This window comes from Caulobacter sp. GW821-FHT09H08, from assembly GCF_059415885.1.
The window spans coordinates 662,977-678,720 of the sequence record NZ_JBWKOC010000001.1 but is presented as its reverse complement, the minus strand read 5'-3'; the positions used below and the strand labels follow the sequence as shown (position 1 = coordinate 678,720).

Here is a 15,744-nt window from a genome sequence, read left to right as displayed (position 1 = left end):
TCAGCCCCCGAAGACGAAGTCGGCTTTCCAGTACCCGTTGGCCGGATCCAGGATGTTGATGGCGAAAGGCGCCGAACCGTCGGCAAGGTCCGCCAGCCAGGCGGCGTTCGTCCGGGCCATGACGCCGAGGTCGGCCTTCTCGGCCTCGGCCAGAAGCCAGCCGACCATGGCCGCCTTCGTCCCGAGGCCGTTCGGGCCGTCCCCGCCGTAGCCGGCGAAATAGTTCGTCCGGCTGTCGATCAGGGCGTGGATCTTGGCGTCGCTCGGCGCGGCGCCGAAGATGGCCTTGTAGGCCTGCCGCGTCGCGTCGAAGAGGCTGAGCGCGCCATAGGCCTCCTGGAACTGGACCTTGCCGTCGCCGAACTTGCCGAGGTTGACCGCGAAGTTGATGTAGCGGTTCTCGAGATTGAAGCTGCGGTAGTAGGCGCTGTTGAGATTGTTGGCGTTCGGCCCGGTCGGCGAGACCAGGAAATCGTAGCCCGGCTGGGTCGGGATCTTGCCCGTGAAGAACAGGTAGCTCAGCGTAGCGACGGACGTGCTGCTGTCGGCGACCTTGACGATCTCCGCCAGGACCGCCGCCGTCGACGCCCCGGCCATGCTCGCATTGTAGACGCTGGCGGCCGCCGGGCTCATGGCCGCATCCTGGCTGGGCGCGCGCAGGATAGCTCTGAACGCCTTGTCGATCGCGATCGAGAAATCGAAGCTCAGATAGATCGAACCCGACCAGAAGCGGGCGATCTCCACGTTCTTGAACGTCTGGACGGCGCCGTCGAGAAGGCTGGTGGCCGTGAAGGTCCCGTCGGCCGCGGCCCTGATGGTGAAGTCGGTGGCCCAGCCATCGATCTCCGCCGTGTCGGTGCCCCCGCGACCGTCATAGGTGTTCGAGCCGGCTGCGCCGTACATCCTGTTGGACGCGTCGTTGCCGATCAGGATGTCGTCGTACCGGGTCCCGCGGAGGTTCTCGATCGACACCAGCGTGTCCTTGCCGGCGCCGAGGGTGTCCTGCGCTCCCTGGATACTAAGGTCGACCCGCACGGACGCCATCGCGCCCGAATAGTCGGCGAGGTCCATGCCCTCTCCGCCGTTCAGGAGGTCGTCCCCCGCCTCTCCGTACAGGAAATCATCGCCCTCGCCGCCATAGAGCAGGTCGTCGCCAGCGCCGCCCAAGATGTTGTCGTTGCCGAAAAAGCCTTCGAGTCGGTTGTTCCCGTCGTCGCCGGCGAGCGCGTCGTTGCCGGACGAGCCGATGACGATCTCGATGCTGTCGAGCGTATCGGTGAAGCCGTAGCCGGAGACGGTCTGGTACTTCAGTTCGGCGACGATGGTGACCGGCGAGTACATGTAGCTGGCGGTGTCGACGCCCGCCCCGCCGAGGAGCTGGTTCCGGCCCGTGCCGCCTTCCAGCACATCGTCCCCGGCGCCGCCCTCCAGCGTATCGTCGCCTTCGTAGCCGTGAAGCCTGTCATCGCCCTCGGCGCCGACCAGGCGGTCGTTGCCCGTGGTGCCGAACAGGTCCAAGCCCGCTGCGGCCGCCGCCTTGTCGCCCACAAATCCCCCAAAGCCCTGCCCGAGTCCCATGGTCAAGCTACACAAGGCGTCGGGAAACTCCAGAAGTTGAGCCGGAAGCGCAGGATAAACTTTCGATAGGCCCGCCGGGCGGCGTCCCGCGAACGTTCGCGGTGAAGACCTGCACTTGCGAAGCAAAGGCCGCATGAGCCATGCTCCCGCCGCCTGTGGGCGAGGGACAAGATTCCATGACCGACCGCGATCCCGCCTCTCCGAACGGAGAGTGGCGCGCGCCGACCGAACCGCCGACGCCGGTGACCCCGGTGCCGTTCGGCAAGCCGTGGAGCATCTGGTTCTGGGGCGGCCTGATCTCGACCGCCGGCCTGGCCCTGGCGGTCGCGCCGCGTCCCGTGCTGGACCTGCTGGACGCCCACACCGACGCCACCGCCCTGCCCTGGGTCCGGTTCGCGGGGCTGCTGCTGCTGGCCTACGGCATGGGCTACCACGTTGCCGGCTGGACCGGGCAGCGCACCTATATGCGGGCCTCGGTGGTGCTGCGGGTGTTCTCGCTGGTGGTGTTCGGAGCCTTCGTGCTGCTGGACTGGCTGCCCAAGGCCTGGCTGGCCGTGGGCCTCGCGGACTTCGTCGGCGCCGTGTGGACCACCCTGGAGCTCCGTTGGCGGCCCAAGCCTAAGGGGTAGCGCCTAAGAACCGGGTGGGGAGGAGGACCGCCGGATCCCCTTGCGGATCAGGAAGGCCACCAGCCAGCAGGCCATGGCCCAGGCCGCGCCCGCGCACCAGCCGGCCAGCACGTCGCTGGCCCAGTGGACGCCCAGATAGATCCGGCTGACCCCGACCAGCAGGCTGACCAGCACCGCGGCGCTGACCGCCAGCACCTTGACCCGCCGCTTGTCGGCGAAGCGCGCGGCCAGCACGCCCAGGGTCAGGAACACCACCGCCGACATCATCGCGTGGCCCGACGGGAAGCTGGGATTGACCGCCTCGACGGCGCGATAGGCCAGGTGCGGACGCTCGCGGTCGAAGACATGCTTCAGGGTCTGGCTGATCGCCAGCCCGCCGCCCGCCCCGACCAGCAGCATCAGCCCCTCGCCCCAGCGGCGCAGCGACAGCAGCAGGGCGACGGCCAGCAGGATCATGAGGCCCAGCACCGCCAGCGAGCCCAGGGCGGTGATGTCGATGGCCGCGAAGTGCAGCCACTTGGGTCCGACCATCAGGTGTGGCTGGCCATCGACCCGCAGAGCCTCCAGCACCGCCAGGTCGAGCGCCCGTGTCTCGCCTTCGGCTACCTCGTCGGCGATCGACAGGAAACCCCAGGCGCCGAGGGCCAGCACCAGCAGCGCGGAGGTCGCGCCCAGCTCGCGCCGCGCGGCGTCGAACACCCCTCGAAAGTCGATGCGGATCAAGCAGATAACTCCATACGGACGACCCAGGAAACAACATTTCCCTTTTGAAACATGAACTTAAGCTGAGCACGGCCGTTCATGCCGGGACCACGTCGCCCCTCGTAGGGTGGCATCCTCATCGAAGGAGACCCGATATGAAACGCTTTCTGACCGCTTCGCTCGCCGTTCTGATGCTGGCCGGCGGCACCGGGGCCGCCTCGGCCCAGGACTACCGCCACTCCAAGCACTATGACAGCCACGACCGGGCCTACGACCAGGGCCGCCGCGACCAGGCCCGCGCCGAGGATCGCCAGGATCGTCGCGAGTACCGCCGCTGGGCCAAGGGCCAGCGCCTGGACTCCCGCTATCGCGGCAACGGCTATTATGTCAGCGACTATCGCCGCCACGGCCTGCGCACCCCGCCGCGCGGCTATCGCTGGCAGAAGGTGGACAACCAGTACGTCCTGGCCGCCGTCGCCACCGGCCTGATCGCCTCGGTGATCCTGGCCAATCGCTAAAAAACGGACTGGAGGGGGCGCCGTGCTGCGGCGCTCTCTTCCCTCCCCCCGAGGAGCGCGATCCTCGCGCTCCGGGTTCCAAAACACTTTCGGTTCAATTGGAATCCAATTGAACCGAAGGGGGTGAAGGCTATATCGGGTAGGTCATGCCCGAGTTCGCCGAAAACAGCTCCGCCAAAGATCCTCTGATCACCCTGGTCCCCGACAAGTGGGTGACGCTCCGCGACGCGTTCGGCGTGGACAGCGACATGAAGGTCCCGGCCTTCTCGCACCGCGACCCGCACGTCCCCGAGATCGACACGGCCTACAAGTTCGATCCGCAGACGACGAAAGCCATCTGCGCGGGCTTCGCCAAGGACCGTCGCGTAATGGTCCAGGGCTATCACGGCACCGGCAAGTCGACCCACATCGAGCAGATCGCCGCGCGCCTGAACTGGCCGCTGGTTCGCGTGAACCTGGACAGCCACGTCAGCCGCATCGACCTCGTCGGCAAGGACGCCATCGTCCTGAAGGAAGGCAAGCAGGTCACCGAATTCCGTGAAGGGATCCTGCCCTGGGCCCTGCAGCGCCCGATCGCCCTGGTGTTCGACGAATACGACGCCGGCCGTCCGGACGTGATGTTCGTCATCCAGCGCGTGCTGGAAGCCGGCGGCAAGTTGACCCTGCTGGACCAGAACCGCGTCATCCGCGCCAATCCGTATTTCCGGCTGTTCTCGACGACCAACACCATCGGTCTGGGCGACACCACCGGCCTCTATCACGGCACCCAGCAGATCAACCAAGGCCAGATGGACCGCTGGTCGATCGTCACGACGCTGAACTACCTCGACCATGACGTCGAGGCGGGCATCGTGCTGGCCAAGAACCCGTCGTACGACACGGCCGAGGGTAAGCGCACCCTGGCCGCCATGGTCCGCGTCGCCGACATGACCCGCAACGCCTTCATGAACGGCGACATCTCGACCGTCATGAGCCCGCGCACGGTGATCACCTGGGCCCAGAACGCCGAGATCTTCGATCACGACGTCGCCCTGGCCTTCCGCCTGACGTTCCTGAACAAGTGCGACGAACTCGAACGCCCCACGGTGGCCGAGTTCTTCCAGCGCGCGTTCGGCACGGACCTGCCGGAAAGCGCGGCGCGGGTGAAGGTAGCTTAGGCCGTGCGCGAACAGGCTTTCCGCAGCTACATGATTGCTGAAGGCCTAAGCGCAAATACGGTCTCGACCCGTTGCAGCGCGCTCAAGCGTATTGAGCGCGCTGAAGATGTCGATCTTGACGCGGCTTTCGACGCAGATGGGCTTGAGAGCCTCAAGGCGAAATTCAACTACACAACGGGCGATCAACGAGCAGGTCGGGAGAACCCATCATCAATCGATATAGAGCCAGAGAATATCTATAAATTTCTGGCTTTCTTCCGCAGCTGCCTGAGTTCCTATCAGCGCTTCCGAGGTGGCGGTTCGCCGGAAGACGAGCCGGGCTCCCTGCAGCCTGAAGCAACTAGTGCGGAAGTCGCCGCTGAGACAGCAGGGAAGACTTTCGCGCTGGAGCGCGATCTGCAGATCGCCTTGCGTAGCGATATCGGTCAGTTGGAAGCTGGCCTCGAAATCGTGGATGATGGGCGAGAAGTACGCGTCGAAGCCGGGCTCATCGATATCTTGGCCAAAGACCGCTTTGGAAAGCTTACGGTCATCGAGCTGAAGGCGGACGTTGGACGACCTGCTGTGATCGCCCAGACCCTGGCATATATGGCGTCTCTACAGGCAGACAGGGGCGGCGAGGTTAGAGGCATTATCGTAGCCTCCGATTTCGATCACCGTGTCGAATTGGCGAGTAGGGCCGTGCCGAACCTGATGTTGAAGCGATATCGTTTCCGCTTCGACTTCAATTGAAGCGCAGCTTAAGCCGCTCTCGGCGTGATCTTCTCGAGCTCCGCGCCCATCTTGCGGCGCTGCTCCATCAGATCGTAGCTGTTCTGTAAGCGCAGGAAAAAGCCTTCCGACAGCCCCCAGTAGCGCGTCAGGCGCAGATCGGTGTCCGCGGTTACGGCGCGCTTTCCCAGCACGATCTCGTTGATCCGGCGCGGCGGCACGCCTATGGCGCGCGCCAAGGCGCTCTGACTCATGCCGATCGGCTTGAGAAACTCCTCCAACAAGATTTCGCCTGCCGTCGGATTATGCAGCCAATCCTCTGCTGCTATCTCAATGGTAGTCGCAGATTTCGACATCGTAGGCGTGTCCACCGCTCCAGCGGAAGCAAAGCCTCCACCGCTGATTGATCCTTATCGAGTGCTGGCCCTCTCGGCCCCCCAACAACGCTTCCAGCCTGTTGCCGGGCGGAAGCCGCAGATCGTCCAAATGTTCCGCAGCGTCCAGCAAACGTAACTTGCGCGAAGCATTCGCCTGGATGTCCGATGGTAGTCGGCGTGAGCGGCCATCCAGCCAGATCCTTTCCGTCTCGCGGTCCGCAAAACTCCGGATCATATGGAAAGATCATAACGCATAACGTTATGCGGATCAAACATCGTCACCCCGCCCGATTGTATTTCCACCCCTGAACATACCATAGATTGAGAACAAATTAGCAACAAACTTCCGCGGTCTCATGCGCGGTTTCCGACAAGACCCTGTCATCGGAACCGCCTTAGCTGGCGGTCCGTTCGAACCGGTGCGCCATTCGGAGACAGCTCATGACCGACATCACCTACGAGATCGTCCAGCACGACGGCGGCTGGGCCTACAAGGTGGGCGAGACGTTCTCCGAGACCTTCCCGTCGCACGAGGCCGCGCTGACGGCCGCCCGGCGCGCCGCCGACGAGCAGGAGCAGCCCGGCGAGACCGAGGGCATCGTCTACGAGGACAAGAACGCCGTCTGGCACGGCGAGGTCGCCAGTGGCGACGACCGCCCGACGACCCATGTCCGGGACGCCGAATAGGGTTCGTTCCGAAATCGGCCTCGTTCTTGCTGCACAGGACGTAACGAAGCCCATTTTGAGACAAGGCCTGCTGCTATGTTCACCCGGAAGAAAGACACCCCGACCCCGGTGGCCCTGACTCCGTTGGAACAGCCGCGCCCCGCCGCGCCCGCGCCGCAGGCGCAGGCCGAGGTTCAACCGCAGGCGCAGGCGCAACCGCAGGCTCCGCAGCCGCCGCCGCGTCCCAAGCCGGCCGCCGTGCTGACCCAGGGCCTGACGATCCGCGGCGACGTGATCGGCGATGTCGAGTTGCACCTCGACTGCGTGGTCATGGGCGACGTGAAGGTCGGCAAGCTGGCCGTCGGCCCGAATGCGCGCGTCGAGGGCTCGATCGTCGCCCAGGTCGCCGAGGTCCACGGCCTGGTGGTCGGCTCGATCACCGCCCAGGCCGTTCGCCTATACGCCAGCGCCCGCGTCGAGGGCGACATCACCCACGAGCAGCTGGGCATGGAGACCGGCGCGACCTTCGAAGGCCGCAGCCAGAAGTTCCGCCGTCCGGCCGTCCAGCCGGCGCCGCAACCCCAACCCGCGCCGCAAGTCCAGGCTCCGGCTCCGGCTCCGGCTCCGCAGGTCCAGGTCGCTCCGGTCGCGCCGCAACCCGTTCTCCAGGCCGCTCCGGTTCAGCCGCAGCCCGTCGCGCCGGCGCCGCAACCTTTCGCCCAGGCCGCGCCGCTGGCTCCCATGCCGGCGCCGGTTCAAGCCCAGCCGGTCGTCGAAGCCGCGCCCCTCGCGCCCTTCCCGGCTTCGCAGGCGCCGTTCCCGCACGCCGCCCAGTAACGCCTTCTGTAACGCCTTCCGTGACGCCGCGCCCGACCCTGTGGCGCGGCGGCCACGTTGCTTCCCTTTCCGGAAAAACCACGGAACGCTGGCGCTAAGCCGGGCTTTGATACGGTGTGGGTTGGCGCAGGCCGGCCCTTATCGAGGAGCCCTTATCCATGGCCGGCAAGCCGTTGAAGATCGTGCCTCCCATCTCGGGCGTGGCGGAAATCTATGACCTCGGGCGCGGTCCCGAGAGCACCAGTCAACGCGTGAAGCGCCTGCAGGACGAAGCGCGCCTGCTGGCCCGCGAAGAGGTCGAGCGGCTGGACCGCGACCTTCGCCGCCTGGCCGACCAGGCCCGACTGATCGCCGACGGCGGCGACGCCTATCCGGCCGGCATGCGCGAACTGGCGGGTCGGATTTCGGTCGACACGGCACAACGCGCGGACATGATGCGCGCCCTGCTGCAGCGGAAGCTTTAGCTCCAAAAATCCCCGTCATTCCCGCCCTTGTGGCGGGAACCCCTCTATTCACTGCAAGTGCAGGAGGGGCGGACTGCTGAGCAGTCCGCTTGCATCTCACGTGTCAGCTGAACCAGGGGTTCCCGCCACAAGGGCGGGAATGACGGCGGGATACTAAGCTCCCGCGTTGGCCATCTTCCGCAGCCGCCGCGCCAGGTCCTCCGGACGGTCGGCGATCTGGTCGAACAGGGCTTGGACCTCGGCCTCGCCGAAGCCCGCCGCGCGCAGGGTGCGCCAGGCGCCGGCCAGCACGGCCTCGGCGATGTCCAGCCGATCGTCGGTCAGGCGCAGGCCCGCGCCGAAGGGGCTCTGTTGAACAGAAGGTTGCGTGGCGAGCGACATGTCGGAGCCTCCGGCGGTTCGCAGTAATGTTCCTTTTTTGTTCTCATTATAGCCGCGAGTCGAGTCCCTTCTTTGAAGGTCGGCCCCTCGCAAACGAAAAAAGCCCCGAGGCTAGGGAAGCCTCGGGGCGGGTTGGCGTCGACGGGGCGGTCGACGCCAGCATCGGGCGGCCGGCTCACAACGTCCGCCCAATCTCTGGAAGGCCTTAGCGGCAGACGGTCCGCTCGTAGTACGTGCCGTTCCAGCGGTCGTACTCGCGGGTCGTCCAGCATTCGCGGTCGCCGTAGTACGGACGCGGGGCGTAGCCGTAGCTATGGCCGTAACGCGGCGGGGGCGGCGGCGGGGCGTAACGACGGTCGTAACGGTCGTCGTAGCGGCGGTCGCGATGATCGCCGTCCGAGATGGCGGCGCCGATCGCCAGGCCGATCACGCCGGCGGCGATGGCGGCCGCGGCGACGTCGCCGCCGTTGCCGCGATGGTTGCGATAGTGGCGGCCATCGGCCGAGGCGGTGGTCGCGGCGGCGGCCAGCGACAGCGCGGCGACGCCAGCGGCGACCCGGCCTGCCGTGATCATCAGTTTGTTGGCCATCTCGGCCTCCTTGGGTCTTCGCTTCCCCGCCGCGCATCGCGTCGTCTCAAGCGTTGAAGCCAAGATCGGATTTCCTGCCTGAACGGCGCCTGAACGGATTTTGCCTAAAACCGTCCACACCCCGTGGAACCGGTTTGTTCATCTTTTTGCGTGAAAGTGATCAGGAACGAGGCCCCGGATGGCCTTGCGCCTACGGAGACCGCCATGTCGAGCACCGTGTCCTACGCCCAAGGCCAGGCCCTGCAGGTCCTGTCGTTCGAGGTCGGCGCCCAGACCTATTGCGTCCCCGTCAGCGCCGTCCGCGAAATCCGCGGCGTCACCCCGCCGACCCCGCTGCCCGACGCGCCGGCCTATGTGCGCGGCGTCATCAACCTGCGTGGCCAGGTCATGCCGGTCATCGACCTGTCGTGGCGCCTGGGCAAGGGCGCGGCGCAGGACGGTCCGCGCCAGGTGATCATCGTGGTCGAGAACCAGACCGACGTCGCCGGCCTGCTGGTCGATGCGGTGTGCGACAGCTTCACGGTGGAAGCCGAACAGATCAATCCGCCCCCGGCCCTCGGCGACGGCGAGGACTCGCCGCTGGTCGCGGCCGTGATCACGGCCGGCGAAGGCTCGATGACGGTCCTGCTGGCGGTCAGCCGCATCCTGCCGGAACGCCAGATCGCTCTGGCGGCGTAAGGGTTCATCCCCTTCGAAAGAACAAGGGCCGCGTCCGGGGGATCGGACGCGGCCTTTCTTTTTGGCGCCTAGGCCTTCTTGCACTTGCAGTTGTCAGCGCACTTGCAGTCCGTGCAGCGGCAGGCCGGCGAGCACTTCTTTTCAGTTTCCTGGGTCGATCTTGGGGTCGGGGTCATCGGGGGATCTCCTGTTCGAGTGACCAGGACGATCTACCGCCGGGCGCGCCCGCTCGCTTGAACGCAGAGGCTAAAGCCGCGCCAGGGTCGTGGCCGGCAGGCCGAAGGTGCGCTTGAAGACCCGGCTGAAGTGGGCCGAGTCCGCGAAACCCGCCGCATGGGCCGCATCGGTCAGGGAGCGGCCTTCCGAATAGACCTGCAGGGCCCGCACCAGCCGCAGCCACAGGACATAGGTCTTGAAGGCCAGCCCCGTCTGCTCGACGAACAGGTGCCGCAGGCGGCTGGGCGACAGGAAGACCCCGTGCGCCGCGTCGTTCAAGCTCAGCGGTTCGTCGAGATGGGCGACGGCGTGGTCGATGATCTTGCGGACGCGGATATCGGTAAGCGGCGCGGGCGCGACGGGCGCGAGGGCGTCGACGACCGCCAGGCCCGCCGCCTGCAGGGCTTCGGGGCTCAGACCCGCCTCGAAGGTTCGCGAGAGCGGCGCGGCCGCCCGCAGAACCGCCGGATCCAGAGCGGCCAGGTCCCGGCCCTGGAACAGCACCTGGGTCAGCGCCCGGCCCGCCCGGCTTTCCGGCTCCACGAAGATGAAGGCCAGCAGGCCCTCGGCCTCGAACCGGTGGCGCGCGTCCGCCGCGACGGCGATCACCGGCCCCCGAAGCGCTTCGGCCTCGGTGAACAGCGCCAGCGAACCGTCCAGGCAGAGGCTGATCTGGATGGCGTGATGCGAATGGAAGTGCGCGTCGCCGAAGCCGCCCGGGGCTTCCAGCACCCAGACGCTGACGCCCTGCGCCATCGCCAGCTTCGCCCGTCCCAACGCCATGGCCGGAAGCTTAGCAGACGCGTCGATTCGCGACGGTCGGGTCGGCGACGAAACAGCCCCTGCGTTCAAGTCCGCCGCCGACGGAGGCCTTAAACGCACCGCCAACGTCGAACGGAGGACCCGACATGACCGCCGAGCATCTGGCCGCACTGGCCAGCGCCCTTCTGCTACTGACCGGCCTTGCCCTTTGCGCGGTCGGACACCGCTGGACCGAACGAGGATCGCGCGCCGCCCTGGGCTACGCGCCCTTCGCGTTCGTCCTGGCGGGTTTCGCGCGCGAAAGCCCGTGGCCGGCCTCGGTGACCCTGGCCGCGGTGACGGCCCTGGTGATCTTCTTCGCCGCCGCCGTGGCCGCTCAGGTGGCGCGAGACCTGTTCGGGCGCGCCCGGTTGGTCGATGGCTGCATGGTCCTGTTCAAGGGCGCGGTGACCGCCGGTTCGCTGGTCCTGGTCCTCGGCTATCTGGCCACCGTGGTCCGCCCGGCGCGCGACATGATCGGGATGCTGACCTAGCGCGAGCGCCAAACATTTGTTCGAATAACCCCTTCCGTTGGCCCCGAGCGGAACGCTAGTCTCCCCTCAGATCAAGGGAGACGAGCATGAAGGCCGCTGTTCTGCGCGAGGTGGGCAAGCCCCTCGAGATCGAGACCGTGGCCATCGGCAAGCCCGGCCCGCGCGAGGTGCTGATCCGCACCAAGGCCGCCGGGGTCTGCCACTCCGACCTGCACTTCATCGAGGGCTCCTACAGCCACCCCATGCCCGCCGTGCTGGGTCACGAGAGCGCCGGCATCGTCGAGGCGGTCGGCGACGAGGTGCGGACCGTGAAGGTCGGCGACCACGTCATCACCTGCCTCAACCCCTATTGCGGCCACTGCGAGGTCTGCCTGACCGGGCACATGAACCTGTGCATCAGCCCGGAGACCAAGCGTCCGAAGGGCGGCGAGCCGCGCCTGTTCAAGGAAGACCTTGGGGGCGCGCGCGGCCCGATGGCTCAGTTCCTGAACCTGTCGTCCTTCGCCGAGATGATGCTGGTCCACGAGCACGCCTGCGTGGCCATCCGCAAGGACATGCCGTTCGACCGCGCGGCCCTGATCGGCTGCTCGGTGATGACCGGAGTGGGCGCGGTGATGCACACCTCCAACGTCCGCCCCGGCGAGACCGTGGCCGTGATCGGCTGCGGCGGCGTGGGCCTGGCCACCATCAACGGCGCGGCCATCGCGGGCGCTGGCCGGATCATCGCCATCGACCGCGTCGCCTCCAAGCTGGAGCTGGCCAAGACCTTCGGCGCGACCGACGTGATCGACGGCTCGGCGGTCGACGACATCGCCAAGGCCGTGGTCGAGCTGACCGGCGGCGGGGTGCACCACAGCTTCGAGGCCATCGGCCTGAAGGCTACCGCCGAGGCCTCGTTCAAGATGCTGCGCCGGGGCGGCACGGCCAATGTGATCGGCATGATCCCGGTCGGCACCAAGATCGAGCTGCACGGCGTCGATTTCCTGGGCGAACGCCGCATCCAGGGCAGCTACATGGGCTCCAACCGCTTCCCGGTCGACATGCCGCGCCTGGTGGACTTCTACATGCAGGGCCGGCTGAAGCTGGACGAACTGATCTCGCGCCGGATCAGGCTGGAGGACGTGAACAGCGCGTTCGATGAGCTGAAGCGCGGGGAGTTGGCGCGGTCGGTGATTGTGTTTGATTGAGCGCTCTCACCCTCTCCCCTTGCGGGAGAGGGTGGCCGCCGAAGGCGGTCGGGTGAGGGATTGAAGATGGGCGCCGCCGCGACAGCCTCAACGCCGTCGCGGCGGTGCTCGTTTGTACAACCCCTCATCCGGCCCTTCGGGCCACCTTCTCCCGCAAGGGGAGAAGGAGAAACCCTGTCACACCCCCGCCAAACACCCCATGCTACCTCCGGCCCAGCTTCCCCGGAGTCCGCGATGACCCACCTCGACCGCCGCGCCCTCCTCGCCGCTATCGGCGCGATGGCCCTGCCGCCGGCCCTGGCCCGCGCCGCCGCGATCGACGCCGACGTCCGCTCCGGCACGATCAACGACGTCGAGCACGTGGTGATCCTGATGCAGGAGAACCGGGGCTTTGATCACTACTTCGGGACGCTGCCCGGCGTGCGGGGCTTCGGCGACCGGTTCCCGATCCCGGTGCGCGATGCGCCGGGCCGCAAGGACGCCTCGGTCTTCGTCCAGGCGTACGACAAGGACCGCCTGCTGGCCCCGTTCCCGCTGAACAGCGCCCAGACCTTCGCCCACATGCGGGTCGAGGGCACGCCGCACAACTGGATCGACGCCCAGGACGCCTGGGACCAGGGCCGCATGGACCGCTGGCCCGACGCCAAGAAACCCTGGTCGATGGGCTATTTCCAGCGCGCCGACATCCCGTTCCAGTTCGCCCTGGCCGACGCCTTCACCCTCTGCGACGCCTATCACTGCTCGACCCAGACCGGGACCAACACCAACCGCCTGTTCCTGTGGACCGGGACCAATGACGGCCGGGGCCAGGCCGGCGGGCCGTCGATCTCGAACTCGCACGACCGCTTCCCCGAACAGGGCGCGCCGCCGGAGTCCTACGGCTGGACGACCTACCCCGAGCGGCTGCTGAAGGCCGGCGTCTCCTGGCGCGTCTACCAGGACATGGCCGACAACTTCACCGACAACCCGCTTGCCGGCTTCAAGACCTACCGCGACAGCTTCAAGGGACTGCCGGGTTCGGACCCGCGCCTGAAGCAGCTGGGCCTCTCCACCTGGCATCTGGACAAGCTGCGCGAGGACGTCGCGGCCGGCCGTCTGCCGCAGGTGTCGTGGATCATCGCCCCAGCCGCCGACTCTGAGCACCCCGGCCCCTCCAGCCCGGCCCAGGGCGCGGACTACACGGCTCGGGTCATCGACGCCCTGACCGCCGATCCCAAGGTCTGGGCGCGGACGGTGCTGCTGGTGATGTTCGACGAGAACGACGGCTTCTACGACCACATGCCGCCACCCGCTCCGCCCTCGCGCGACGCGGGCGGCAAGCTGGCCGGCGGCTCGACCGTGGACCTCGCCGACGAGCATCACCTGGTCCGCAATCCGACCGAGGCCAAGGCCGAGCGCGACGACCTGATGGGCCGCCCCTATGGCCTGGGACCGCGCGTGCCGCTGTACGCGATCTCGCCCTGGAGCCGGGGCGGCTGGGTCTCCAGCGAAGTGTTCGACCACACCTCGGTGATCCGCTTCCTGGAGGCGCGCTTCGGGGTGAAGGAGCCCAACATCTCGCCCTGGCGGCGGGCGGTGTGCGGGGACCTGACGCGATGCTTCGACTTCAAGACGCCCAACCGACAGCCCTTCCCGCCCCTGCCGGCCACGAAGGAAGCCGCCGAGCGGGCGCACGCCCTGCCGGGCCGCACCAAGCCACCGACACCGGAGACGGTGGTCGCGCCGGAACAGGCCAAGGGGACCCGACCGTCACGGGCGCTGCCCTATGCCCCGGCGGTCGACGCTCGCTCCGTGAAGGGGGCGGTGACCCTCACCCTCAGCAACATCGGGACGACGGCGACGGTGCTGCAGGTCTATGACCGCCTGCGACTGGACGCGGTTCCGCGCCGCTACACCGTTGGCCCTCGCGCACACCTGGAGGACGCCTGGCCGGTCGGCGCCTATGACCTGTGGGTGCTGGGTCCCAACGGCTTCCACCGCCGGTTCGCCGGCGAGCACACCGGCGTCGAGCTCAGCGCCCGCGCCCGGGGCGACGGCCTGCTGGTGACGGTGACCAACATCCGCCCGCAGCCCCGGACCGTGCTGATCGCTGCCGAGGGCCAGGCGCCCTGGCGCGCCGTGTTCAAGGGCGTCGACACCGTGGCCCACCTCTTCCAGACGCAACAGGGCTGGTACGACCTGACCGCCCGCCTCGACGGGGAGCCGACCTGGCTGCGGCGGCTGGCGGGACGGGTCGAGACGGGGGCGGACTCGATCAGCGATCCTTGGATGGGTGGGGCGGCGAGGCTCGGCGCCTGACCATCAACTTCCGACTTCCCCGGCGAATGCCGGGGAAATCGGATAGGAGTTAGGTCTGGGATTCGTTCAGGACGCTGCCATGACCCTCCGCCACACCGCCTCCCTGCTCGCCCTTGGCGCCGTCCTGGTCGCTGCTCCCGCGTCCTCAGCTCCCAAGCCCGCCCCCGCCAAGGCCGTCGCCAAGATGGTCGCCTCGCCCGCCTTCCAGAAGGCCGCCGCCAAGCTGGACGCGGACTACGAGCGCACGGTCGGCGACATCGTCACCCTGACCGAGATCCCGGCTCCGCCGTTCAAGGAAGAAGCCCGCGCCAAGGCCTATCTCGAGATGCTGAAGGCCCACGGCCTGACCAATGTCGAGATGGACGCCGAGGGCAATGTCATGGGCGTGCGGCCCGGGACCGCCACCAAGGGCAAGGGCCCGTTCGTGGTCATCGCCGCCCACCTCGACACCGTCTTCCCCGAAGGCACGAACGTGAAGGTCAAGCGCGAGGGCACGCGCCTGATGGCCCCCGGCATCGGCGACGACACCCGCTCGCTGGCCACCCTGCTGGCCTATCTGCGGGCCCTGGACGCGGCCGGGATCAAGACCAAGGCCGACATCCTGTTCGTCGGCAATGTCGGCGAGGAGGGCCCCGGCGACCTGCGTGGTACGCGGTTCCTGTTCAACAAGGGTCCGTACAAGGGCCGGATCAGCGCCTTCTTCTCGATGGACGGCTCGGACCCGTCGCGGATCGTCGACAAGGGCGTCGGCTCCAAGCGCTATCGAGTGACCTTCAACGGCCCGGGCGGCCACAGCTACGGCGCGTTCGGCATCGTCAATCCGATGGCGGCCATGGGCCGGGCCGTGACCGATCTCTATGCGGTCGAGACGCCCAAGCACCCCAAGACCACCTATTCGGCCAGCGTCACGGGCGGCGGGACCTCGGTCAATTCGATCCCGAATTCGGTGTTCATGGAGTTCGACATGCGCTCGGAAAGCGCCGCCGAACTGGCCAAGCTGGACCAGATCCTGGTCGGCATCCTGGACAAGGCCGTGGCCGGCGAGAACGCCGCCCGCTCCACCAAGGACGGCAAGGTCAGCTACGACGCCAAGGTCATCGGCGAGCGGCCGGCGGGGAATACCCCCGAAACGGCCGACATCGTGGTGCTGACGGCGGCGGCGATCACCGCTCTGGGATTCAAGCCGGAACACGAGGACAGCTCGACCGACAGCAACGTGCCGATGAGCCTGGGCATCCCCGCCGTCACCATCGGCGCCGGCGGCAAGGGCGGCCGGGCGCATGCGCTGGACGAGTGGATCGATATCGAAAAGGCCCCGACCGTGAAGGGCATGCAGGTCGGGCTGGCGGCGCTGCTGGCGGTGGCGGGGGTGGAGTAGCCTCTCTCCTCCCCCTTTGGGGGAGGTGGCCCAGAGGGCCGGAGGGGGCAGCGCGGCAGAGGCCGCACTAGCCCCCTCAGTCA

General features: G+C 67.5%; 19 protein-coding genes and 1 pseudogene. 13 read left to right on the top strand and 7 right to left on the bottom strand.

Features of this window, described 5'->3' with window-relative positions; genetic code table 11:
* On the bottom strand, positions 1–1,578 hold the full coding sequence (locus tag AC07NN_RS03250; protein ID WP_494637692.1) for a hypothetical protein: 1,578 nt from the start codon (positions 1,576–1,578) through the stop codon (positions 1–3).
* A gap of 176 nt (positions 1,579–1,754) precedes the next feature.
* Here AC07NN_RS03250 and AC07NN_RS03245 point away from each other — a divergent pair, with 176 nt between their 5' ends.
* Positions 1,755–2,207, top strand: coding sequence for a hypothetical protein (locus tag AC07NN_RS03245; RefSeq protein WP_494637691.1), 453 nt, complete (start codon positions 1,755–1,757; stop codon positions 2,205–2,207).
* Between the two features lie 3 nt (positions 2,208–2,210).
* On the opposite strand, the gene AC07NN_RS03240 is transcribed toward AC07NN_RS03245, so the two are convergent.
* The gene (locus AC07NN_RS03240; protein WP_494637690.1) at positions 2,211–2,930 is read right to left on the bottom strand and encodes a phosphatase PAP2 family protein; all 720 of its coding nucleotides are present in this window, start codon (positions 2,928–2,930) and stop codon (positions 2,211–2,213) included.
* A gap of 134 nt (positions 2,931–3,064) precedes the next feature.
* Here AC07NN_RS03240 and AC07NN_RS03235 point away from each other — a divergent pair, with 134 nt between their 5' ends.
* The 3 genes from AC07NN_RS03235 (at position 3,065) to AC07NN_RS03225 (ending at position 5,316) form a co-directional block, all read left to right on the top strand.
* Complete coding sequence (locus tag AC07NN_RS03235) at positions 3,065–3,427, top strand: RcnB family protein (RefSeq protein ID WP_494637689.1); 363 nt, start codon at positions 3,065–3,067, stop codon at positions 3,425–3,427.
* Positions 3,428–3,573: 146 nt separating this feature from the next.
* Positions 3,574–4,584, top strand: a complete 1,011-nt coding sequence (cobS, locus tag AC07NN_RS03230; protein WP_494637688.1) for a cobaltochelatase subunit CobS — start codon at positions 3,574–3,576, stop codon at positions 4,582–4,584.
* 3 nt (positions 4,585–4,587) lie between these two features.
* Entirely contained in the window at positions 4,588–5,316 is a 729-nt protein-coding gene (locus AC07NN_RS03225; protein WP_494637687.1) for an endonuclease NucS domain-containing protein, read from the top strand.
* Positions 5,317–5,324: 8 nt separating this feature from the next.
* Here AC07NN_RS03225 and AC07NN_RS03220 read toward each other — a convergent pair whose 3' ends face one another.
* Positions 5,325–5,651, bottom strand: coding sequence for a HigA family addiction module antitoxin (locus tag AC07NN_RS03220; RefSeq protein ID WP_494637686.1), 327 nt, complete (start codon positions 5,649–5,651; stop codon positions 5,325–5,327).
* Positions 5,626–5,907 carry a type II toxin-antitoxin system RelE/ParE family toxin gene (locus tag AC07NN_RS03215; RefSeq protein ID WP_494637685.1) on the bottom strand — a complete coding sequence of 94 codons (282 nt, stop codon included), beginning with the start codon at positions 5,905–5,907 and terminating at the stop codon, positions 5,626–5,628. Before AC07NN_RS03215 ends, AC07NN_RS03220 begins: the two co-directional genes overlap by 26 nt.
* Positions 5,908–6,113: 206 nt before the next feature.
* Here AC07NN_RS03215 and AC07NN_RS03210 point away from each other — a divergent pair, with 206 nt between their 5' ends.
* From AC07NN_RS03210 to AC07NN_RS03195, 4 genes and pseudogenes are all read left to right on the top strand, one after another.
* A complete protein-coding gene (locus AC07NN_RS03210) occupies positions 6,114–6,359 on the top strand; it encodes a DUF2188 domain-containing protein (RefSeq protein WP_494637684.1) in 246 nt (81 codons plus the stop codon).
* 75 nt (positions 6,360–6,434) lie between these two features.
* Positions 6,435–7,175 carry a bactofilin family protein gene (locus AC07NN_RS03205; protein WP_494637683.1) on the top strand — a complete coding sequence of 247 codons (741 nt, stop codon included), beginning with the start codon at positions 6,435–6,437 and terminating at the stop codon, positions 7,173–7,175.
* Positions 7,176–7,333: 158 nt separating this feature from the next.
* A complete protein-coding gene (locus tag AC07NN_RS03200) occupies positions 7,334–7,639 on the top strand; it encodes a hypothetical protein (protein ID WP_494637682.1) in 306 nt (101 codons plus the stop codon).
* Between the two features lie 3 nt (positions 7,640–7,642).
* Positions 7,643–7,790: pseudogene (locus AC07NN_RS03195) on the top strand (hypothetical protein); the annotation flags it as partial.
* Between the two features lie 2 nt (positions 7,791–7,792).
* Here AC07NN_RS03195 and AC07NN_RS03190 read toward each other — a convergent pair.
* Together AC07NN_RS03190 and AC07NN_RS03185 are read right to left on the bottom strand one after the other, a co-directional pair.
* Complete coding sequence (locus AC07NN_RS03190) at positions 7,793–8,020, bottom strand: hypothetical protein (protein ID WP_494637681.1); 228 nt, start codon at positions 8,018–8,020, stop codon at positions 7,793–7,795.
* Positions 8,021–8,225: 205 nt separating this feature from the next.
* Positions 8,226–8,609 (bottom strand): hypothetical protein, encoded by a 384-nt coding sequence (locus AC07NN_RS03185; RefSeq protein WP_494637680.1) that lies wholly within the window; start codon positions 8,607–8,609, stop codon positions 8,226–8,228.
* Positions 8,610–8,813: 204 nt separating this feature from the next.
* Between AC07NN_RS03185 and AC07NN_RS03180 the strand changes: the two genes are divergently transcribed.
* Positions 8,814–9,287, top strand: coding sequence for a chemotaxis protein CheW (locus AC07NN_RS03180; RefSeq protein WP_494637679.1), 474 nt, complete (start codon positions 8,814–8,816; stop codon positions 9,285–9,287).
* 246 nt (positions 9,288–9,533) lie between these two features.
* Here the strand turns inward: AC07NN_RS03180 and AC07NN_RS03175 are convergent, their stop codons facing one another.
* On the bottom strand, positions 9,534–10,286 hold the full coding sequence (locus tag AC07NN_RS03175; RefSeq protein ID WP_494637678.1) for a helix-turn-helix transcriptional regulator: 753 nt from the start codon (positions 10,284–10,286) through the stop codon (positions 9,534–9,536).
* 125 nt (positions 10,287–10,411) lie between these two features.
* On the opposite strand from AC07NN_RS03175, the gene AC07NN_RS03170 reads away from it, so the two are divergent.
* From AC07NN_RS03170 to AC07NN_RS03155, 4 genes are all read left to right on the top strand, one after another.
* Positions 10,412–10,798, top strand: coding sequence for a hypothetical protein (locus tag AC07NN_RS03170; protein WP_494637677.1), 387 nt, complete (start codon positions 10,412–10,414; stop codon positions 10,796–10,798).
* 86 nt (positions 10,799–10,884) lie between these two features.
* Positions 10,885–11,985, top strand: coding sequence for a Zn-dependent alcohol dehydrogenase (locus AC07NN_RS03165; RefSeq protein WP_494637676.1), 1,101 nt, complete (start codon positions 10,885–10,887; stop codon positions 11,983–11,985).
* Between the two features lie 234 nt (positions 11,986–12,219).
* Positions 12,220–14,283 (top strand): phosphocholine-specific phospholipase C, encoded by a 2,064-nt coding sequence (locus AC07NN_RS03160; RefSeq protein WP_494637675.1) that lies wholly within the window; start codon positions 12,220–12,222, stop codon positions 14,281–14,283.
* Between the two features lie 79 nt (positions 14,284–14,362).
* Positions 14,363–15,661, top strand: a complete 1,299-nt coding sequence (locus AC07NN_RS03155; RefSeq protein ID WP_494637674.1) for a M20/M25/M40 family metallo-hydrolase — start codon at positions 14,363–14,365, stop codon at positions 15,659–15,661.
* Positions 15,662–15,744: the final 83 nt, after the last annotated feature.